The following is a 19,642-nucleotide window of genomic DNA, read 5'->3' as shown; positions in this document are numbered from 1 at the left end:
TGTCCAGCATCTGGAAGCACGGTAGAAACCCGTTAAGATATTAGCAAGTCTCTGTTGAGATATTTTTTGTCCTCGACACATGCGACCAGGCGGTGGCTGCCGGTGTACCGTTTCAGTCACCGCCCGCTGCCGAGGAGCCCGCTGTTGCGTTACGAGCCCGACCTGATCCGAGCGCACCCCGCCGACGGCAGCCTGATGGAGAACGCCTACCGGCGGCTCAAGCGGGACATCATCGAGCTGGTCAGGCCTCCAGGCGCGAACTTCACCGAGGCCGAGGTCGCGAAAACGCTGGGGCTGAGTAAAACCCCCGTCCGCGAAGCACTGGCCCGGCTGCACCGCGACGGCCTGGTGCGGCCGCTGCCGCGCGCGGGTTACGTGGTGTCCGCCGTGACCCTCGGGGACGCGACCGACCTGTGCGACCTGCGTTCCCTGCTGCAATCGCAGGCCGCCGCGCTGTGCGCCGCCCGCGGACTGTCCGAAGAGGACGGACGGCGCCTGGCCGAGCTCGCCGTGGACACCGACGAGGACCAGCTCGGCGGCCCGCGCTTCGAGGAGCGCTTCCGCGCCAACTACGAGTTCGAGTCCCTCATCGCCAACGGCAGCGGCAACCACCGCCTGGCCGCCGCCTCGGTCGGCGTGCTCGATGAGATCGAGCGGATCTCCCGGCTCAGCATCCGGCTCGACCCGTCGATGCCGCCCGAGCGGATCCGCGAGCGGCAGGCCATCGTCGACGCCATCGCCGCGCGCGACCAGGACGCCGCCCGCGCGGCGATGCAACGCCGCACGGCCTCGGCGCGCCGCGAGATCGTCGGGGCCCTCGCGGCGAGCCGGTCGATCACCGACGCGGAGATCGTGGTCCCCTAGAGCCGCGCCAACCGGCGGCCGACCTCGGCGAGGTCGGTCTCGGTGCCGCCGTAGAGCAGCCGCGCGTGGTCGGCCGGACCGCGGAACGCGTCGCCCGCGATCGCGGTCACGCCGTGGTCGAGCAGCAGGTCTTCGAGGTCACGGCCGCTTCGGCCGAGCCGGGAGAAGTCGGGGAACGCGAAGATCCCGGAATCCGGGCGGGTCACGGGGAAGCCGGCCCGCTCGACCGCATCGCACAGCAGGTCACGGCGGTGGCGGAAGGTCGCGAAGACGTCGTCGAGCCAACCCTGCGGACCGGTGAGCACCGCGCACGCAGCGGCCTGCGCGACGTCACCGACGTTGATCGCGTCCCATTCGAACACGCGGTGCACCCGGTCCAGCAGCGGCTCCGGCGCGTGCACGTAACCGACGCGCCACGAGGTGAAGGCGTAGTTCTTGCTCAGGCTGGTCACCGTGACCAGCTCGGGCCACTCGTCGCGCAGCAGCTGCACAGGCGCGTAGCCGGGTCCACTGTGGACGTAGCGCGCGTAGGACTCGTCCGAAAGCACCGTCAATCCGTGCTCGGCTGCCAGCGACAGCACGGCCTTCAGCTCTTCCGGCGTCGGCGTGTAGCCGGTCGGATTGGTGGGGTTGCACAGGAGAATCGCCGTGGTCGCCGGGGTGACCGCCGACCGAAGCGCTTCCGTGTCGAGCGCCCAGCCGGCCCGGCTCGGCACGTACACGGGCCGCGCCCCGGCCAGGCGCACCAGGCCGTCGAAGAAGTACGTCGGCGCGGGCACCAGAACCTCGTCTCCCGGCGACACCAAGGCCCGCAGGGCGACGCTCATCCCGTGTTGCGCCCCGTGTGTCACCAGCAGCTCCCGCTCGGGGTCGGCACCCAGGCCGAAGCTGCCGTTCAGCTGCGCCGCGACCGCGTTGCGCAGCTCCGGCCACCCTCGTGACCGCCGCGGCCACACCTGTCCCGCGGCTTCGCGCGCGGCCTCGACCACGTGCTCCGGCATCGGCAACGCCGGCACCCCCGCCATCGACACCACGGGCCGGCCCGCCGCTCGTTCGGCCAGGTCCAACGCCGGCAGCCGCTGCATCGCGCCTCCTAGTATCTCAATACAATGGATTGAGATACTAACATCGCTCAGGCGATCGCCACCGGTCCCTTGGCGGTGGAGCTCGACACCGCACGACGAGGCAGTCGCCGCGATGGCGCCGGGCAGCACGGGAAGGTCAGATCACGCCGCCGTTGGCGTAGATGATCTGGCCGTTGAGCCAGCGCCCCGGTCCGGCGAGGAAGGCGACGACCTCGGCGATGTCGCCGGGCCGGCCGATCCGCTCCATCGGCGACTGCGCCGCGATGCGGTCGATCAGCTCCTGCGACTTGCCGTCGGTGAACAGCGGCGTGTCCGTGGGTCCCGGGGCCACGGTGTTCACCGTGATGTCGCGTCCGCGCATCTCGCGCGCCAGCATCAGCGTGATCGCCTCGACCGCGCCTTTCGACGCGACGTAGGCGCTGTAGCCGACCTGCTGCAGCTTGGTGACGGAGGTCGAGGTGTTGATCAGCGCGCCGCCCGCGCGCATGCGGCGCAGGCCTTCCTGGCCGACCACGAACGTGCCGCGGATGTTCGTGCGGTGGATGCGGTCCAGGTCGTCGAGCTTCAGCTCCAGGAACGGCGAAAGCGGCATGATCCCGGCGGTGTGCACCACCACGTCGAGGCCGCCGTAGCGCTGCTCCACGGCGTCGAACATCGCCGCGACCTCGATCTCGTCGGCGACGTCGGCCTGCGCGGTGCTCGCCACCCCACCGGCGGCGGTGATCTCCTCCACCACCTCGTCGGCGCGGTCCTTGCCGCCGGAGTAGTGCACGAGCACGTGCAGGCCGTCGGCGGCCAGGCGCGTGGCCACGGCCCGGCCGATCCCGCCCGAACCCCCGGTGACGATCGCGACCCGGGGGGTGGTGGTCTCAGTCATCTCAGCTCCGCATCAGGTTCCGGTGTCGGGGCCATGTAATCCGCCGGACCACGGCGGCACCAAGGGCCGAGGCGGAACTTGAGCCGATGCCGACGGAAGATGACTCGCTGAGAGGTTTCGTCGGCCGAGCCGGTTCGCTTCGGGACCAACCACAAGGGGTACAACGGAAACGCGGTTGGGTCGCTGGGTTTGGTACAGCGGATGAATCGGACACGGGATCGCCGTCCGGGCATTTTCCCACCGAGCAGGGGCATCCGTGCTCGGGTCCTCAGTAGACCGTAGCCATCACTTCACGAACTTCCGCCAGTGTCTTCTCGGCTGCGGCGCCCGCGCGTAGGTTGCCTTCGCGTAGCAATTCGGACACCAACACCGGGTCCTCGGCGAACTCGGCCCGGCGTCGGCGGATCGGGGCGAAGTAGTCGTTGACCGCCTCGGTCACGACCCGTTTGAGCGCGCCGCCACCGCCGTCGCCCACCTCCTGAGCGATCCGTTCGGGCTCGACCTCACGGCACAGCGCGGCCAGCAGCACCAGGCTCGACACCTCCGGCCGCCGCTCGGGCTCGTAGGTGATCACGCGGTCGGCGTCGGTCTTGGCACCCTTGACCAGCCGCGCCGTTTCGTCGGCCGTGGCCCGCAGGGCGATGGCGTTGCCGCGGCTCTTGCTCATTTTCCGGCCGTCGGTGCCCAGCAGCGCCGGCGCCGACGACAGCAGCGCTTCGGGCTCCGGGAACACGCGGCCGTAGCGGTCGTTGAACCGGCGGGCGATCGTGCGGGTGAGCTCGAGGTGGGGCAGCTGGTCGCGTCCCACCGGCACGAGGTCGGCCTTGCAGAACAGGATGTCCGCCGCCTGGTGCACGGGGTAGGTGAACATCAGGCCGCTCACCGAACCCTGGTGCGAATGCGCGATCTCGTCCTTCACCGTGGGGTTGCGCTGCAGCTCGGGCACCGTGACGAGGCTGAGGAACGGCAACAGCAGCTGGTTGAGCGCCGGCAGCGCGCTGTGCGTGAAGATGGTGGAGCGCGCGGGGTCGATGCCGATGGCGAGGTAGTCGAGCACCAGCTCGCGCACGTGGCCCGGCAGGTCGTCGGCGACGTCGCGGTCGGTGAGCACCTGGTAGTCGGCGATGACCACGATCGTGTCGACACCGAGGTTCTGCAGGCGCACGCGGTTCTGCAGGGTGCCGAAGTAGTGGCCCAGGTGCAGCGGCCCGGTCGGCCGGTCGCCGGTCAGGACCCGGAAGCGCTCCGGCGACGCGGCGATCTTGTTCTCGAGCGCGATGCTGCGTTCGGCTTCGGTGCTCACGCCGGGCGTCCTCGGCGGTGGTCGACGACCTTCGTCGTCAACGCCAGCAGCTGCTCGCGCTCGTCGGCGCTCAACACTTCGAGGCTGGCCTTCTCGGCTGCGCGCGCCAGCGGCTTCACCTTCTTCAGCACCGCCGCGCCTTCCGCAGTGAGGCCGAGCAGCTTGCGGCGCGCGCTGGCCGGGTCGGTGGTGCGGGTCAGCAGGCCGCGTTCGACCAGGCGCGAGACCAGCGGCGTGAGCGTGGCCGAGTCGATCATGGTCAGCGCGGTGACCTCGGTGAGGCTCGCGTGCGGGTGGGCTTCGAGGGCGAGCAGCACGGTGTACTGGGGCGGCGTGAGCTCGGTGATGCGCTCCTGCCAGCACGCGGTGGTGGCCTGAACCGCTCGGCGCAGCATGATCACGTGGTTGCCCCGCAACCCGTTTCGCTCCGCACGGACCACTGACGCTCCCTATTCCTCGTGTACGAATGTTTCGTGCACGAGTGTACTACAGTCGTCACCGCACCGTCCCCTGCCGAGGAGCAACGCCATGCTCGCGCCCCTGTTCACCCTCGACGTGCGCCTCGCCGCCCCGAAGACCGTCCACAACGGACCACACGGCGAACGCCGCGTGATCGACATCCTCGGCGGCACCTTCACCGGCGCCCGCCTCAGCGGCGAAGTCCTCCCCGGCGGCGCCGACTACCAACTCGTCCGCCCCGACGGCGTGGCCGAGATCGACGTGCGCGCCACCCTCCGCACCGACCAGGCCGACCTCGTGTACCTGACCGGCCGCGGCCTGCGCCACGGCCCCGCCGAGGTCCTGCGCCGCCTGGCCGCGGGCGAACCGGTGGACCCGGACTCGTACTACTTCCGCGAATGCCTGTTCTTCGAAGCCGGCGACGAGCGGACGGCGTGGCTCAACCGCGTGGTGACGGTGGCCCGGGGTGCGCGTACGCGGTCGAGTGTGAAGGTGGAGGTGTTCGAGGTGCTGTGACCTTCCTGGGGCGATGACGAGGCTCGACGCGAACGGACCTGCCGAAGTGCCCTCACTGGACTTTCAGGACCGCCACCGGCTCTCGTACGCACGCTCGACGGTGAAAGTCGCCGTGTTCGTAGCGCCACCACCGGACTACGGTGGCCTCATGGCGGCCTACACACACGGGTATCAGGAATCCGTTCTGCGCTCACACCGCGCGCGAACCGCGGAGAACTCCGCCGCGTACCTGTTGCCGCGGCTGGACTCCGGGCAGTCGCTGCTCGAGATCGGCAGCGGCGCCGGCACGATCACCGCCGACCTCGCCGCGCGCATCGCGCCGGGCCGGGTCACCGCGGTGGAGCTGACCGAGACCGCGCGTGACCTCGGGCGGGCCGAGGCGCAGCGCCGAGGGCAGGACAACATCGACTTCGTGGTCGGCGACGTGCACGCGCTCGACTTCCCGGACGACACCTTCGACGTCGTCCACGCCCACCAGGTGTTGCAGCACGTGGCCGACCCGGTGCTGGCCCTGCGGGAGATGCGGCGCGTGTGCCGTCCCGGAGGTGTCGTCGCCGCGCGTGATTCCGACTACGCCGCCTTCACCTGGTACCCGGCCGACCCGGACCTCGACCGCTGGCTCGCCCTGTACGAGCGCGCCGCCCGCGCCAACGGCGGCGAACCCGACGCCGGCCGCCACCTCCTGGCCTGGGCCCACGCCGCCGGCTTCACCGACGTCCTCCCCTCCTCCACCACCTGGTGCTTCGCGACCCCCGACGCCCGCGCCTACTGGGGCGGCATGTGGGCCGACCGCATCCTCCAATCCGACATCGCCACCCAAACCCTGCGCGACGGCCTCGCGTCCCGTTCGGACCTCGAAGAGATCTCCGCCGCGTGGCGCCGCTGGACCGACCACCCGGACGGCTGGATTTCCTTGCTCCACGGCGAAATCCTCGCGATCGCCTGAGCCGCTTCCCCAGGTCACGGTTGCGCACCACCCGTTGACGCGACGGCTCGCAGCGCTGTTGTATTCCGGTTCGTGCGTCGAAGAGAACTGGTGATCGCAGCGGCCGCGACCGTCGCGGGCGGTGCGGCGGTGGCCGTGGTGATGGGTCTGAGCGGTGGCTCGCCGACTACTCCGGCCGCACCCGCCCTCCCGGTGGCAGCCGCGAAGCCTTCCCCCGCGCCAAGTTCGGCGCCTACACCGGTCACGCCTTCGTCCTCGACCCCACCTCCGCCGAGCGCCGCCCCGCGCGTCCACGTCGCGGTCGCCCCGGCCACCAAGTCGCACAATCCGGCGATCCAGGACGAAGCCCCGTCCGACCGGGTACGCGACCGCGTGTACCAACAGCCGCTGAACCCGCGCCCCCAAGGCCAGGTCACCGGCCCCGGCATCATCCCCCAGAACGGCACCAAAACGGGCAACACCGGCCCCTCCGACGAACCGGTCACCACCCCGACCCCACTGCCCAACCCGGCGGAGAACCCACCCCCGTACACGCCGTCGGTACAGCCCGGCCCCTGAGCCGGCACCGAGACAGCCGAGCCCGCTCAGCCCCGCTCGAACGTCTCCACGCTCTCCCGGTATCCCGTGCCCGGCCGATCGGGCGAGATCTCCACGAGGAAGAGGCAAGTCGATACGGACGACACCACCACCCCAAACTGCCAAGATGGGGTGGGATCTACACGAACGCATCACCCACCACCACATCCCCGGCGCCCAACTCGCCGTCCTCGCCAACGGCGAGATCCACGACGAAGCCGCCGGCGTCCTGAGTCTCCGCACGCGCGTCGAGGCCACCACGGACTCGGTGTTCAAGATCGGCTCGATCACCAAGATCTGGACCGCCACGCTCATCCAGCACCTCGTCACCGACGGCGCCCTCGACCTCGACCGGCCCGTTCGCCACTACCTGCCCGGGTTCCGCCTGAGCGACCCGGCCGCCACCGCGGCGCTGACCGCCCGCCACCTGCTCACCCACACCGGCGGCGTCGACGGGCACCACCTCGTCGACACCGGGCGCAACGACGACGCCATCGAGCGGTTCGTCGCCACGCTCGCCGACGCGGATCACCTCTTCCCGCCGGGCGAGCTGTTCTCCTACACGAACAACGGGTACGTCGTCCTCGGCCGACTGGTGGAAGTGTTGCGCGGCAGGCCTTTTCACGACGTGTTGCGCGGGAGCCTCGTGGCGCCGATCGGTCTGTCCACTGTGGCCACCACTACCTACGAAGCGCTCCTGCACCGCACGGCGGTCGGCCACGTCGAAGCCGACGGGCAGCTCTCCCCCGCGAAAACCTGGGCCACCCGCGCCTTCTCGACACCCAGCGGCTCACACCTCGCGATGAGCGCCCGCGATCTGCTGACGTTCGTCCGCCGGCACCTCGCCGACCCGGAGCTCGCGGCGCTGCGCGAACCCCAGCCCGTCGACGTCCCGGACTTCGGCGGCGGCATCGTCGGCTGGGGAGTCGGCTGGATGCGCTACCGCGACGCAGTGGTCGGCCACACCGGCGTTTCCCAGGGACAGAAGGCTTTCCTGCGCGTGGCCCCCGCGGCCGGCGTCGCGGTGGCCGTGCTCACCAACAGCGCCGGTGGCGAGCCCCTGGCGTACGACCTCTTCGCCACCGTGCTCCGCGACCTCGCCGGCGTCACCACGACGCCGCAGCCGCGGCCACCGGCGCACCCGACCCCGATCGACGCCGACCGCCTCTGCGGCACCTACCGCACCACGCTGCACGACTTCACCCTCACCGTCGAGAACGGGCGCGCGTACCTCACCCGCCGCTCGCGCGCCGACGCCGCGAAGACCGAGCGCGCCGAGGTCGTCGGCCTCGGCGACAGCGCCGTGATCACCGCCGAACCTAAGCTCGGCGGTCACCAGGTCTTCTCCTTCGTCGGCTCCGACGAGCAGGGCCGCGCCCGATACCTGCACAACGGCTCAGCCGCCCGCCGGACCACGCCCGCCGATCCGCGCCACTACGGGAGCCGGCAACCCACGATCCGCAGCGCGAACTCGCCGTAGAGCGCGGCCACTTCCGTCGCGCTGTAGTGGCCGTCGGGGTGGTACCAGGCCTTCGCGTTGTTGCCCATCTCCAGGATCGCGAACGAAGCGACCCTCGGCTCGGGCACGTCGAACAGCCCCTGCGCACAACCGCGGTCGACGATCGCGAGGATCTGCGCACCGTACGCGTCACGCTTGTCGATGATGGCCTGGCGCAACGGGGTGTCCAGGTTGCGGATCTCGGTGTTGCACACCGTCACCTCGGCGGGGTTCTCGAGGAAGTCGAGCACCGTGACCTCGGTCGCACGCCGCAGCTGGTCCGCCAGGTCGGTCACGCCGTCGAGGGCCGTGGCGAGCGCGGCCAGCGCGCGATCCATCGCCACATCCATGATCCGGTAGAGCAGGTCCTGCTTCGACGTGACGTGGTTGTAGAGGTTCGGCGCCGAGACCGCCAGGACCTGCGCGATGTCCTTCATCGAGGTGCCGCGGTAGCCCTGCCGCGCGAACAGGTCGCGAGCGGCTTCGTGCACCGCCTGCGGCGAGACGGCCGTTGACTTGGTCACAGCGTCCAGACTATCGTCCCGTTCCACCGCGTTAATTAACGTTCATTAATCTTGACCGGAAAGTCCGGAAGATCCATTTCGCGAACGGCCGTTCCCAGCCACCGCCCCGCGGCCGCCCTCGCTCCTGAATGCCATTGCAGTCATCAGGTTCGGACGGCGCTCCCCGCCGTCCCCAAAGCGACGAGGAGAGCTCCATGGCCAGTGAGCCGACGTCGGGTGCGGGAGCACCGGCGACGACCGCAGACCCCGGAACGCAGGCCCCACCGCCGATGCGCCGGGTCGCCCTTTCGGTCCTCATCGGCACGACCATCGAGTGGTACGACTTCCAGCTCTACGGGATCGCCGCCGCCCTGGTCATCGCGCCGCTGTACTTCCCGTCCGCCGACCCGCTCGCCGGCTCGCTGCTCGCGTTCTCCACGTTCGCGATCGGGTTCGGCGCCCGGCCGATCGGCGGGATCATCCTCGGCCACTTCGGCGACCGCATCGGGCGCAAGAAGATGCTCGTGCTGTCGCTGACCATGATGGGGTTCGCGACGTTCCTCATGGGCGTGCTGCCCACCTACGCGCAGGTCGGCGCCTGGGCACCCGTGTTCATGGTGCTGTTGCGCCTGGTGCAGGGCTTCGGCGTCGGCGGCGAATGGGGCGGCGCGGTGCTCACCGCCGTGGAATACGCGTCGCCACGCAAACGCGGGCTCTACGGCAGCCTGCCGCAGATCGGCGTCCCGGCCGGGCTCGTCCTGTCCACGCTGATCTTCCTGCTGGTATCCCAGCTGCCCGAGCAGCAGTTCATGGCGTGGGGCTGGCGGATCCCGTTCCTCGTGAGCATCGTGCTCGTGGTCGTGGGGCTCGTGGTGCGGCTGCGGCTGCGCGAGACGCCGGTGTTCGAAAAGGTCCGCGAACGCAAGGAGGAGCAGCGCGCGCCGCTGGTCACCGCGATCCGCGCGTACCCCAAGCAGATCCTGCTCGCCATCGGCTCGATGGTCAGCACCGGCGCCTACTACTACATCGTGAACACCTACGCCCTGAGCTACGCCGCCTCGGCGAAGACGATGGACCGCGCTTCCCTGCTCACCGCGATCATGATCTCCGGCGTGGTCGCGTGCGCGGCCCTGCCCTACTTCGGCTCGATGAGCGAACGGTTCGGCCGGCGCCGCATGATCCTGATCGGCCTCGCCGCGATGGCCGTGTGGATCTACCCGACGATCCTCGCGGTGGCGAGCGGCAACTTCGCCCTCGTGGTGGGGGCGTACGTGGTGGGCGCGATCTTCTTCAGCGTCAGCTACGGGCCGCAGGCCACGTTCATCGTGGAGATGTTCGACGCCCGGGTGCGGTTCAGCGCCGCGTCCACCAGCTTCCAGCTGGGCGTGCTCCTGGGTGGCGCGCTGGCCCCGATCATCGCGGCTTCGCTGGTGCGGGCCACCGGCACGGTGATCTCGGTCGCCGTCTACGTCTGCCTGGTGTCGCTGCTGTCGCTCGGTTGCGTGCTGGGCGTCAGCCGCGCGGCACTCGCCCGGGGCAGTGCCGATCTCGACTCCGTGTGATCCCGTCCCCCTCACCCGGAGTTCCTGCGATACGAAGGGGCCGTGCCTCGGCGGGCACGGCCCCTTCGGCTGTCCGTTCGGCGACCGGCGCCGAACCAGGACCGTAGCTGTCCTCGATCACTCCTACCGTCGGAGCTGTCCGCAAGCAGCAGTGGGAGGAAAACCAGTGAACTTCGCGTCCATCCGGGTCATCACCGGTGATGTCGAGCGGCTCGTCGCGTTCTACGAGCGGGTGACCGGTTCGGCGGCGGTGTGGAGCACCCCCGACTTCGCCGAGGTGCACTTCGCGTCGGCAACGCTGGCGATCGGCAGCACCCGCACGGTGGGGCTCTTCGGTGCGGGATCGGCCGAGGCCGGCGCCAACCGCTCGGTGATCCTCGAGTTCATCGTGCCCGACGTCGACGCCTGCTTCGCCGAATTGGGCCCCTGGCTCGAAGAAGTCGTGACCCCGCCGACGACCATGCCGTGGGGCAACCGCGCGGTGCTGTTCCGGGACCCGGACGGGAACCTCGTGAACCTGTTCACTCCGGTCAGCGAGGAGGCGGTGGTTAAGTTCGCCACCGTGGCGCGGTAACGGGCCGCTACGCGTTGTCGTCCTTGCGCAGCACCACGTTCGCGAGCTGCACGCGGGAGTGCACGTCGAGTTTGGTGAACACCGCGCGCAGGTGGGTGCTGATCGTGCTGGGCGAGAGCACGAGTTCTTCGGCGGCGGAGCGGTTCGTGTGGCCGTCGGCGACAAGCAGGGCGACGCGGCGTTCCATGTCGGTGAGGGCCGCCCAGCCGGTGTCCGGGCGGTGCGGCACCGGTGCCCACCGGCGACGGCGGACACCCGCCGCCTGGAGCACGCGCTGCACGCGCGTGGCGGACGCGGTGGCACCGAGTTCGGCATACCGGTCGCGCGCGGCGTCGAGAGCGAGCACGGCCGGGGCGCGGTCCCCGGTGGCGAGCGCGAACCGGCCGTACTCCTCGTCGGCGCGAGCGGACAGCAGCGCTCGGGGGCTGTCCCGCAACGTTGTTCGCGCTCGCTCGTAGTCCCTTGTGGACAACGCCGCGACCAGGAGGTGGGCGCCGACGACCCCGGGGACGTCCGGGTTGCGCTCGGCCAAGTCGGCGAGAACGGCGGCGCTCGCGTGGACGGTTTCGGGCTCACCACGGTGATGGGCCGAGCAGGCCGCGGCCACGAGCCATTCTTCCGGCCAGAGCACCCCGCCGGCGCGGACCGCGGAGACGATTTCGGCCGCGCCGCGGGGATCGCCTTCGGCGTCGGCGACGAGGGCGCGCGCGAGGGGCCGGCCGTCGTCGAGATGGGTTTCGGCCTCGGCGTGGTCACCGCGCAGGACGGCGAGGATCGCGAGCAGCTCGCGCAGCTGGGGCTCGTAGGTCCGGTTGTGCAGCTCGGCCATCAGCTCGGTCGCGGTCGCCGCGGCGCTCGCCGCTTCGTGGAGGCGACCCGCGCCGAGGGCGAGCAGGCCGCGGATGAGCGCGAGCTGCGCGGCCTGCCAGGAGTCGGTGAACAGGCCTTCGTCGCCGAGGCCGCGCAGGGCCGCGTCGATCTCGTCGGTGCGCGCCAACGCGATCATCTCCCGGGCGGCCAGCTGTCCCGGTTCGAGCGCGCCCTCGCCGCTCGTGTCCTGAGCGGCGATCCGAGCCGCGCGGAAGAGGGCGTGCGCACGGCGGCGGTCTTCGGTTCGCTCGGCGACGTGCGCCGCTGCGGTGGTGAAGAGGACGGCGGCGACGGGGTCTTCGTTCGGCTGCACCACGGCGTCCACGGCGTCCACGACGTGCCTGGCCCCAGCCGGGTTGCCGGGCCGCCCGGCCAGGCTCTCCGCCAGGGCGCGGTATCCGGCGAGACGCGCGTCGAGCTCGGGCACCCCGGCCGGGACGCGGGAGCGGTCGGCCACCTCGCCCGGTTGGTCCGCGGCCCACAGCCGGGGCAGGAGGAGCAGCCGGACGCGAGCGTGCAGGTCCGCGGGAAGCGGGGCGGCAAGGAGGAGATCGGCGAACCGCGTGGCCTCCGCGTACTGGTGGGCCGAGCCGAGGATGGCCACCGTCTCGGCGCCGATCTCGGCCCAAGCGGGATCGTCGCCGGGCGTGAGGGCGAAGGCTTCGCGGATGAAGGTGACCGAAGTGACCGCCATCGTGGACAGCACCTCGTAGGCAGCGCGGCGAAGGACTTCGGCGGCGGCCGAGTCGCCGCGGGTGGCGGTGGCGAGCACGTGCGGGGCGGCCGCGGCGTAACCACGGCCGTCGGTGAGGAGACGATCGGCGAACGCGCGGTGCACGGCGTGGCGGCTCGAGGGGGGCAGGTCTTCGTACACGGCTTCGCGCAGGAGCTCGTGGCGGAAGGTCACGGTGCTGCCGTCGTCGGTGAGCAGGCCGGCGTCGATCGCCTCGACGAGGGGCTCGGTCAGCACGGTGGGTGCCGCGCCGAGCAGAGCGGCGGCGTCGGGCAGCAGGAAACTCGGGCCGAGCACTGCGGCGACGCGCAGGAACTCCCGGCACGGTGCGGACGTCGCGGCGAGCCGCCGCCGCACGCCCTCGAGCAACCCCGGCGGGACACAAGCCCCCGCGCCACCGGCGGCGCCCGGCTCGAAGAGGCCCTCCAGCAGCTGCACGGTCAGGAACGGGTTGCCGCGTGCCCCGGCGAGGCGACGCAAGACACCGGCGTCCGGGGTGGCGCCGAGGCGGTCGGCAGCCACGGCGAGCACGGCGTCGCGGCTCAGCTCGCCGAGCTCCACCGTGGTCACGGGCAGGTCCGGGGCGGCCGCGGCGGCGACCTGCTCCGCGGGGCCGCCGCCGGGAACCGGACGCGACGCCAGCACCCACGCGATGGGGACGGCGAGCAGCCGCTTCGGCAGCACGCGCAACGCGAAGCCGGTCAGCGGGTCGCACCACTGCGCGTCGTCGAGAGCCAGGAGCACCGGACCGCGTTGCTGTTCCAGGAGTGTCGCCAGCCGTTCGGCCAGCCACAGCGGCTGCTCGTGCAGGCCGGCCAGGTCCATGAAGTCGGCCGAGCCGATGAGCGGGGCGACGCCGAACCGCAGCGCGGGCCCCAGCGACGAGAGCGGGGTGACGCGGTCGTCCGCATGAGCCGAGCTGTGGGCGGTGCGGAAACCGAGCCGTCCCGCCTGCTCGACGACGGTCCTCAGCAGCGCGGTCTTGCCGATCCCCGGTTCGCCGCTGAGCACGACCACGGCCGGGCGGCCGCGTTCCACGGTCCGCAGCGCTTCGAGCACCAGCCCGAGCTCACCTGACCGGCCGCGCAGCGTGTGTCCGGATCGGACGTCCGATCCGGACACCGCGTTGATCCTCGGGTACTCCCCCGTCACGGCTTCGACCCTACGTGGACGGAGAGGACTCGAGCGGCACAGCCGCGAAGTTGGCCGAACAGTCGGAGAATCCGGACCGTTCGGCCAACGCGCGGGATCAGCGGGCGGCGCGCTCGATGATCTGCGTGACCTCGGTCGGGTGCGAGGTCGGCAGGTCGTGCGCCGAGTTCACGGTGTAGATGGTCGCGCCGGCGCGCTGGGCTTCCCAGCGTTCGGCGGCCGGCGGGATGGCCTTGTCCTGGCTCGCGACCACGGCGTACACGGGGATGCCGGCGGGGACACCGGCGGCGGCGGGCTCGCCGAGAGCGCTGGAGTTGACCGGACGCTGGGTGGCGGCGTCGACGGCGGCGTCGGTGGCCGAGCGGTCACCGGCGAACAGCGCGCGGAAGCTTTCGGGCTTCACGTACATGTCGCTGGCGCCACCCGGGTAGTTCACGGTGTAGGTGGTGTCCGGGCCGAGCAGCGTCCCCGGGAACTGGCCGAGCAGCTGTCCGACGCTCTCGCCGGCCTTCGGGATGAAGGCCGCGGTGTACACCAGCGCCTTGACCTGCTGCGGGTCCTGCGCCGCGACCTCGGTGATCAGCGGGCCGCCGTAGGAGTGGCCGACGAGCACGACCGGTCCCTTGATGCCGCGCACGATCGTGGTCAGGTACGCCGCGTCGCCGGCGATGCTCCGCAGCGGCACGGCGGGCGCGACGACCTGGTAGCCGGCGCGGCGCAGCTGGGTGATCTCGCCCGTCCAGCCGGCGGACTCCTCGAACGCGCCGGCGACGAGGACGATGGTGGGCTTGGCCTTGTGGTTGTCGGTCTGCGCGACCGCGGCGGTGGACGTGGCGGCGGCCGTGGCCGAGTGGGCGGGCTGCGCCGGGTCGGCCGACGCCGCCGTGACGATCACGCCACCCAGGGCGAGTGCGCCGGCTGCGGCCGCGGCGGCGATCTTCCATCGGTTCATCGTGCTGCTCCTCGAGTGCGTTTTCGCTGGTCTGGGCCATAGCCAACCGCGAACGCCACAGCACGGGCATCGGCTGAACACAGGAGATCCCCGTGAGCCGGGAGAGCTTCGCCGGGCCCCGGGTGCACCTCTTCCTCACGTGAACGCAGGAGATCGATTCGCTGCCCTGGGCCGGGCCGGGCGAAGCCGGTTGGCTCCGGGAAAGCCCCTTCGCACACCAAGCCCCTTCGCACACCAGGGAGTCCACGATGCCGAACCTGCCCCTCCTCGTCCTCGGCAAGGCCCGCGCCGAGGGGGTCACCGACGAGGAGGTCGCCGAGATCGTGGGACAGGTCGCGTTGAACGTGCTGACGAACTACTTCACCGTGCTGTCCGGAGTGGACATCGACTGGCCGGTCGTCGTCACGGTCTGACCCCGGAAACGAAAGTGCCGGCGGAATCGCGTTCCGCCGGCACTCCCTCACTGCGCTTGGTCTCTCGGTCCCCCCGGAACCGAGGATCAGCTACCCGCGGTCGGCAAGATCGAAACGGGGGCGTGTCCTGCGCCACACAACCGGGCTCAGCCCGACAGCTCCTCGAGGCTCCTCGCCCGCGTCTCGATCCCCGCGAACGCCATCGTGAGCGCCCCGATCAGCGCCGCACCGCCCAGCACCGCGAACACCAGGCCCGCGCCGCCGGGCGCGCTCAGCAGGAAGCCGAACACCAGCGGCGACACGATGCTCGCCAGCCGGGCGAAGCTGCTGGTCAGCGAGGTCGCGAAGCCGCGCATGCGGGTGGGGTACAGCTCGCCGGTGTACACGTACAGCGATGTCGCCGGGAAGATGATCCCGACGCCGATCACGATGCCCGTGGTGAACAGGTACGGCCAGGTCGTGTTGTGCAGCAGCACGAGGTTCACGAAGCCGAACAAGCCGCCCAGCAAGGACAGCCCGAAGCCGTACACCAGCGAGCGCTTGCGGCCGAGGTGCTCGACGCACCAGGCCACCACGTAACACATCAGGACCTGGATCGCGCCGAGAACCACCGTGAGCGTCAACGAGTACGTGGCGCTGAGCTTCCCCACGGACACGTAGATCGTCGGGAGCCACGACGAGTAGCCGTAGGTCACGAAGAAGGCCAGGAACCACAGCACGACGAGCAGCAGCGTGCGCCGGCCGTACTGGCCGCGCAGGACTTCGCGCGGGTCGAAGGGCCGGTCGTCGACGACCGGGGCCGGGTCCGGTGCGGGCAGGTTCCGGCCGGCTTCCATCGCGGTGACGACCGCGTCGGCCTCGGCGAGGCGGCCCCGTTGCGCCAGCCAGCGCGGCGACTCGGGCAGGGCGACGAGCCCGACGGCGACGACGATCAGCGGCAGCGCGCCGAGCCCGAGCAGCACGCGCCAGCCCGTGGCGGGCCCGAGCGAAGACGTGAGCAGCAACGCGACCAGCGGCGCGAAGAACAGGCCCCAGCTGAACAGCGACTGGTACCCGACCCCGATCCGGCCGCGGTTGCGGCGGCCGAGGAACTCGTTCACGATCGTGCCGGCGATCGGCACCTCCGCGCCGAGCCCGATTCCCTGCAGCAGCCGGAACACGAGCAGGCTTCGCGAACTCCACGCGAACGCGCAGAACACCGCGAGCACACTCATGATCGCCAGCGACAGCAGGAACGCACGCCGCCGGCCGATGCGGTCACTCAGCAGACCGACGGCGATGGCGCCGGCGAACTGACCGAGGTAACCGGCGCTGATGATCAGTCCGGCCTGCCCCAGGTCGATGCCGAACGTCTTCACCACCACCGGCAGGATCACCGCCAGCGAGATGGCGTCGAACCCGTCGAAGAAGGTGCCGACCCCGACGATCGAGGCGAGCCGCAGGTGAAACCGGCCGGTGGGCACGCGGTCGACGCGCGCGGCGATCTCGGCCGCCCCGCGCGCCCGGGCCACGCCGGGCGGGAGCTGGGATCTGGTCATGGCTGTTCTCCGTCGAACAAAGGGCCGGGTTGGGGCGGACGGGCGGACCGGACGGTGGAGCTACTTGAGGCCGAATTCCCCGGCCAGTGCCGAGATCTCGTCGTCCGGACGCGTGGTGAGGTCGGCCGCGCGCAGCAGCCGGGTGAGGTCCGCGAGCTCGTGGCGGCGCGGGGCGGGCACCGGCGGGCGCATGAGCGGGTTGTCGATGAACCCGCGCAGCCAGGTGGCCGCTTTGTAGCGGATGTGGAGGCGGCCGAAGTCGGAGAAGATGTAGTCCTGCAACTCCGAAAGCCCGCTGCGCCAGATCTCGGTGGCGCGCGCGTAGTCGCCCTTGCGCCAGGCCGAGATGTGCTCGACCATCCGCTCCAGCGCGAAGTTGAACGAGCCGGCGCTGGTTCCGTCGAGGGTGTCGTTGGCGAGGTTCTCGTGGAAGTACTTCCCGACCGCGCCGTAGATCCCGACCGGCCGGCCCGCCGACCGCAACACGCCGGCGATCTCGCGGAACCCGTCGTAGTTGTACGTCATCTTCCAGCCGACGACCTGCGGCACCGCGGCGATGATCTGCCGCGTGACCTCCGCCGAGAGGCCGGGGCCGTAGCGCGCCGAGAACTGCCCGACGGGGTGGATCACCTGCGGCAGGTCGACGGCGTCCGCGATCGCCGTGAGCACGTCGAGGAACACCTCCGGATACGCGTCGGCGTTCCACGACAGCGTGATGTCGGCCGAGCCGATCGGCGGCAGCACGAACAGGCCGTCGACGCCGGCGGCCGCCACGTCCTTCGCGCACTCGACCATGCCGGCCGTGGTCACGTGCGCGACCCCGCCCAGCACCGGCGTGCGGCCCGCGACCTCTTCCAGGGTGATCTCGACGACGCGTGAGCGCTCGGCCCGGTCGAGCGTGTAGATCTCACCGGCTTCGGGGTTGGCGACGATCGCGACCCCGGCGTCGAGGTACTCGGGCGTGAGGAACCGGCGCAGCAGCGCGCGGTAGCCGGCTTCGTCGATCGAGCCGTCGCGCAGGAACGGCAGCACCGGCGTGATGAACAGCTGCCGGAACGGGGTGTACTCGGTCATGCGGTATTCCGATCTCTCTCAGGTCCACAAGGGAGGGTCAGGGCACGAGTTCCGCGTCGTGGCCGTAGATCCAGGCGTTGGCGGCCAGCGGGTCCTGGCCGGACAGCGCCGCGTCGCGGGCCTGCTGGCCCGGGCCGTCGGGCAGGTGGTTGAGGTGGGCGCGCTCGTGCGACACCGTCTGGAGGCGCGCGGTGCGCTCGCGGCGGGCGGATTCGTAGCGGCGCAACGCACGCGCCGGGTCGGTGGCGTCGGTGGCCAGGCACACCGCCAGAGCCGCCGCGTCTTCCACCGCCTGCGCGGCGCCCTGGGCGAAGAACGGGAACATGGGGTGGGCGGCGTCGCCGAGCAGCGTCACGGGGCCGTGGCTCCACCGCGCCAGCGGGGCGCGGTCCAGCAGCGCCCAGCGGCCCGGCGTGCCGGCGGCGGCGATCAGCTCCCGCAGGCGCGGGTCCCAGCCCTCGAACTCGGCGGCGAACTGCGCGTGGGACGCCGTGGCGCTCCAGGACTCCACCACGTCCTCGCCGGCCGGGGCGAACGCGACGATGTTCACGAGCTTGCCCGCCGAGATCGGGTAGTGCACGAGGTGGTGATCCGGGCCCAGCCAGAGCGTGTGGGCGTTGCGCAGCGCGAACGCCGGGGCGTCGGCGGCCGGCACGAGGGCGCGGAAGGCGCACAGGCCCGAGAACGTCGCCGGTGACGGGCCGAGCAGGGCGCCACGGACGGTCGAGTGCACCCCGTCGGCGCCGATCACCACGTCGGCGGTCGTGGTGGTGCCGTCGGCGAACGACAGGACCGCGCCGTCGTCCGCGGCCTCGACGCCCACGCACTTCGCGCCGAGCCGGATCGCCGCCGGCGGCACCGCGGCCTGGACCACGCTGAGCAAGTCGGCGCGGTGCACGGTGTAGGTGCGCTCGCCGTAGAGCCGTTCACACGCCTCGGCGAGGTTCTCCGCGGACAGCACGCCACCGTCCGCCCAGCGGCGGAACTCCCACCCGACGTCGATCGCCACCGCGCGAGCGAGGAATTCGGGTAGTACGCCGAGGCGGCGCAACAGCCGGACGAGATTCGGACTGGCCACGAGCCCCGCACCGACCTCGCCGAGCGCGGCGGCCTGCTCGTAGACCGTGCACGCGAGCCCGGCCCGTGCGAGGAACGCGGCCGCGGCCAGCCCCCCGATCCCCCCTCCGACCACGGCGATCCGCAGTTCAGCCACCGGCGCTCCCTCCGTCGTTTCGGGTGCCGGTGAGCATGACCTCGCAGGAGGCCCTCAAGGAACGTCGATGTTCATTCAACGGACAGCTAGCCTGCGGCCATGCCTCGCACGAACGAACCCGGCCGCAGCGTGAGCTCGCGCCTGCTGCAGGTGCTGTTCACCTTCACGCCCGAGGACAGCGCGCTGACCCTCGCGGACCTGACCCGCCGCACCGGCCTGTCCCACACGACGATCCGGCGGCTCGCCCACGAACTCCTCGCCGCCGGCGCCCTCGACCGCACGCCCGATGGCCGCTTCACCATCGGGCTGCGTCTCTGGCAACTGGGCACGCTCGCGCCGCTTTCCGTGCCGCTGCGCACCGTCGCTCTGCCGTTCCTGGAAGACCTGCACGCCGCGCTGCACCAGCACGTGCAGCTCGCCGTTCTCGAGGGCCACCAGGCGGTGGTCGTGGAACGCTTCTCCGCGCGCGACGCCGTCGACCTGGCCTCCCACGTCGGCGGGCGGCTGCCGCTGCACAGCTCGGCCGTCGGCAAGGTGCTCCTCGCGCACGCCGGCCGGACCTTGATCGAGGCCTACCTCGCGGCCGGCCCCGCGCGCTTCACCCCACGAACCGTGACCGACCCGGCAGACCTGCGCGCCGAACTGACCGCGTGCCGCCGCTCCGGCACCGCCACCGTCCGCGGCGAGATGACCGAAGACGCGGACTCAGTGGGCGCCCGCATCACCGACGGCCACGGCCGGGTCGTCGCGGCGCTGTCGGTGGTGGTGCGTACGGGGTCGCTCGACCTGTCGACGGTGGTGGCGCCCGTGTTGGCGAGTGCGTTCAGCATCTCGCGCCGCCTGGGCTGGCGGCCGGGGATCGGAATGCGTGACGCCGATCTCCCGCCAGGGGGCGCCGGGCGGCTTGGCTGATCGAGGTGTTGGCCGGCTTTCC

At 71.3% G+C, this 19,642-nt stretch carries 19 protein-coding genes; 9 read left to right on the top strand and 10 right to left on the bottom strand.

The features are described from left to right. Positions 1 to 144 precede the first annotated feature (144 nt). Positions 145 to 864, top strand: coding sequence for a GntR family transcriptional regulator (locus VSH64_RS47930; RefSeq protein WP_326569383.1), 720 nt, complete (start codon positions 145 to 147; stop codon positions 862 to 864). Here the strand turns inward: VSH64_RS47930 and VSH64_RS47925 are convergent. From VSH64_RS47925 to VSH64_RS47910, 4 genes are all read right to left on the bottom strand, one after another. Further along, positions 861 to 1,949 carry a pyridoxal phosphate-dependent aminotransferase gene (locus VSH64_RS47925; RefSeq protein ID WP_326569382.1) on the bottom strand — a complete coding sequence of 363 codons (1,089 nt, stop codon included), beginning with the start codon at positions 1,947 to 1,949 and terminating at the stop codon, positions 861 to 863. The two genes, VSH64_RS47930 and VSH64_RS47925, sit on opposite strands and share 4 nt — an antisense overlap. A gap of 136 nt (positions 1,950 to 2,085) precedes the next feature. Next, complete coding sequence (locus VSH64_RS47920; protein WP_326569381.1) at positions 2,086 to 2,826, bottom strand: SDR family oxidoreductase; 741 nt, start codon at positions 2,824 to 2,826, stop codon at positions 2,086 to 2,088. A gap of 268 nt (positions 2,827 to 3,094) precedes the next feature. Next, positions 3,095 to 4,129, bottom strand: a complete 1,035-nt coding sequence (gene trpS, locus VSH64_RS47915; protein ID WP_326569380.1) for a tryptophan--tRNA ligase — start codon at positions 4,127 to 4,129, stop codon at positions 3,095 to 3,097. Further along, on the bottom strand, positions 4,126 to 4,569 hold the full coding sequence (locus VSH64_RS47910) for a MarR family winged helix-turn-helix transcriptional regulator (protein ID WP_326569379.1): 444 nt from the start codon (positions 4,567 to 4,569) through the stop codon (positions 4,126 to 4,128). The genes trpS and VSH64_RS47910 overlap by 4 nt, the downstream gene beginning before the upstream one ends. Before the next feature lie 88 nt (positions 4,570 to 4,657). Here VSH64_RS47910 and VSH64_RS47905 point away from each other — a divergent pair, with 88 nt between their 5' ends. From VSH64_RS47905 to VSH64_RS47890, 4 genes are all read left to right on the top strand, one after another. Next, positions 4,658 to 5,104, top strand: a complete 447-nt coding sequence (locus tag VSH64_RS47905; protein WP_326569378.1) for a DUF3237 domain-containing protein — start codon at positions 4,658 to 4,660, stop codon at positions 5,102 to 5,104. A 148-nt stretch (positions 5,105 to 5,252) separates the two neighbouring features. Next, entirely contained in the window at positions 5,253 to 6,050 is a 798-nt protein-coding gene (locus tag VSH64_RS47900; RefSeq protein WP_326569377.1) for a class I SAM-dependent methyltransferase, read from the top strand. Between the two features lie 90 nt (positions 6,051 to 6,140). Further along, positions 6,141 to 6,608 (top strand): hypothetical protein, encoded by a 468-nt coding sequence (locus VSH64_RS47895; RefSeq protein ID WP_326569376.1) that lies wholly within the window; start codon positions 6,141 to 6,143, stop codon positions 6,606 to 6,608. Positions 6,609 to 6,753: 145 nt separating this feature from the next. Then, a complete protein-coding gene (locus VSH64_RS47890) occupies positions 6,754 to 8,106 on the top strand; it encodes a serine hydrolase domain-containing protein (RefSeq protein ID WP_326569375.1) in 1,353 nt (450 codons plus the stop codon). Here VSH64_RS47890 and VSH64_RS47885 read toward each other — a convergent pair. Continuing rightward, positions 8,061 to 8,648: a TetR/AcrR family transcriptional regulator gene (locus VSH64_RS47885; RefSeq protein ID WP_326569374.1), complete on the bottom strand. Its 588-nt coding sequence runs from the start codon at positions 8,646 to 8,648 to the stop codon at positions 8,061 to 8,063. The genes VSH64_RS47890 and VSH64_RS47885 overlap by 46 nt on opposite strands. Before the next feature lie 194 nt (positions 8,649 to 8,842). Between VSH64_RS47885 and VSH64_RS47880 the strand changes: the two genes are divergently transcribed. Further along, positions 8,843 to 10,189 carry an MFS transporter gene (locus VSH64_RS47880; RefSeq protein ID WP_326569373.1) on the top strand — a complete coding sequence of 449 codons (1,347 nt, stop codon included), beginning with the start codon at positions 8,843 to 8,845 and terminating at the stop codon, positions 10,187 to 10,189. A 166-nt stretch (positions 10,190 to 10,355) separates the two neighbouring features. Then, positions 10,356 to 10,763 carry a VOC family protein gene (locus tag VSH64_RS47875; protein ID WP_326569372.1) on the top strand — a complete coding sequence of 136 codons (408 nt, stop codon included), beginning with the start codon at positions 10,356 to 10,358 and terminating at the stop codon, positions 10,761 to 10,763. A 7-nt stretch (positions 10,764 to 10,770) separates the two neighbouring features. On the opposite strand, the gene VSH64_RS47870 is transcribed toward VSH64_RS47875, so the two are convergent. Both VSH64_RS47870 and VSH64_RS47865 read right to left on the bottom strand, forming a co-directional pair. Further along, positions 10,771 to 13,518 (bottom strand): ATP-binding protein, encoded by a 2,748-nt coding sequence (locus tag VSH64_RS47870; protein WP_326569371.1) that lies wholly within the window; start codon positions 13,516 to 13,518, stop codon positions 10,771 to 10,773. 97 nt (positions 13,519 to 13,615) lie between these two features. Then, positions 13,616 to 14,470, bottom strand: a complete 855-nt coding sequence (locus tag VSH64_RS47865; RefSeq protein ID WP_326569370.1) for an alpha/beta fold hydrolase — start codon at positions 14,468 to 14,470, stop codon at positions 13,616 to 13,618. Positions 14,471 to 14,718: 248 nt separating this feature from the next. On the opposite strand from VSH64_RS47865, the gene VSH64_RS47860 reads away from it, so the two are divergent. Then, positions 14,719 to 14,883: a carboxymuconolactone decarboxylase family protein gene (locus VSH64_RS47860; protein ID WP_326569369.1), complete on the top strand. Its 165-nt coding sequence runs from the start codon at positions 14,719 to 14,721 to the stop codon at positions 14,881 to 14,883. A 146-nt stretch (positions 14,884 to 15,029) separates the two neighbouring features. On the opposite strand, the gene VSH64_RS47855 is transcribed toward VSH64_RS47860, so the two are convergent. Genes VSH64_RS47855 through VSH64_RS47845 form a run of 3 tightly spaced genes read right to left on the bottom strand, consistent with a single transcriptional unit; the run spans position 15,030 to position 18,708 of the window. Further along, positions 15,030 to 16,421, bottom strand: a complete 1,392-nt coding sequence (locus VSH64_RS47855) for an MFS transporter (RefSeq protein ID WP_326569368.1) — start codon at positions 16,419 to 16,421, stop codon at positions 15,030 to 15,032. 60 nt (positions 16,422 to 16,481) lie between these two features. After that, entirely contained in the window at positions 16,482 to 17,495 is a 1,014-nt protein-coding gene (locus VSH64_RS47850; protein WP_326569367.1) for a dihydrodipicolinate synthase family protein, read from the bottom strand. Positions 17,496 to 17,532: 37 nt separating this feature from the next. Beyond that, positions 17,533 to 18,708 carry an FAD-dependent monooxygenase gene (locus VSH64_RS47845; RefSeq protein ID WP_326569366.1) on the bottom strand — a complete coding sequence of 392 codons (1,176 nt, stop codon included), beginning with the start codon at positions 18,706 to 18,708 and terminating at the stop codon, positions 17,533 to 17,535. Between the two features lie 99 nt (positions 18,709 to 18,807). Between VSH64_RS47845 and VSH64_RS47840 the strand changes: the two genes are divergently transcribed. Next, on the top strand, positions 18,808 to 19,620 hold the full coding sequence (locus VSH64_RS47840; protein ID WP_326569365.1) for an IclR family transcriptional regulator: 813 nt from the start codon (positions 18,808 to 18,810) through the stop codon (positions 19,618 to 19,620). Positions 19,621 to 19,642: the final 22 nt, after the last annotated feature.

The organism is Amycolatopsis rhabdoformis (assembly GCF_035918295.1).
GTDB lineage: Bacteria > Actinomycetota > Actinomycetes > Mycobacteriales > Pseudonocardiaceae > Amycolatopsis > Amycolatopsis rhabdoformis.
The sequence above is the reverse complement of the archived record's forward strand: the minus strand, read 5'-3'. Positions and strand labels throughout refer to the sequence as shown.

Bases quoted from the DNA above. Each gene is read 5' to 3' on its own strand.
- VSH64_RS47925 (WP_326569382.1), bottom strand. From the start codon at position 1,949: ATGCAGCGGCTGCCGGCGTTGGACCTGGCCGAACGAGCGGCGGGCCGG.
- VSH64_RS47920 (WP_326569381.1), bottom strand. From the start codon at position 2,826: ATGACTGAGACCACCACCCCCCGGGTCGCGATCGTCACCGGGGGTTCG.
- VSH64_RS47905 (WP_326569378.1), top strand. From the start codon at position 4,658: ATGCTCGCGCCCCTGTTCACCCTCGACGTGCGCCTCGCCGCCCCGAAG.
- VSH64_RS47900 (WP_326569377.1), top strand. From the start codon at position 5,253: ATGGCGGCCTACACACACGGGTATCAGGAATCCGTTCTGCGCTCACAC.
- VSH64_RS47890 (WP_326569375.1), top strand. From the start codon at position 6,754: ATGGGGTGGGATCTACACGAACGCATCACCCACCACCACATCCCCGGC.
- VSH64_RS47880 (WP_326569373.1), top strand. From the start codon at position 8,843: ATGGCCAGTGAGCCGACGTCGGGTGCGGGAGCACCGGCGACGACCGCA.
- VSH64_RS47865 (WP_326569370.1), bottom strand. From the start codon at position 14,470: ATGAACCGATGGAAGATCGCCGCCGCGGCCGCAGCCGGCGCACTCGCC.
- VSH64_RS47860 (WP_326569369.1), top strand. From the start codon at position 14,719: ATGCCGAACCTGCCCCTCCTCGTCCTCGGCAAGGCCCGCGCCGAGGGG.
- VSH64_RS47855 (WP_326569368.1), bottom strand. From the start codon at position 16,421: ATGACCAGATCCCAGCTCCCGCCCGGCGTGGCCCGGGCGCGCGGGGCG.
- VSH64_RS47850 (WP_326569367.1), bottom strand. From the start codon at position 17,495: ATGACCGAGTACACCCCGTTCCGGCAGCTGTTCATCACGCCGGTGCTG.
- VSH64_RS47840 (WP_326569365.1), top strand. From the start codon at position 18,808: ATGCCTCGCACGAACGAACCCGGCCGCAGCGTGAGCTCGCGCCTGCTG.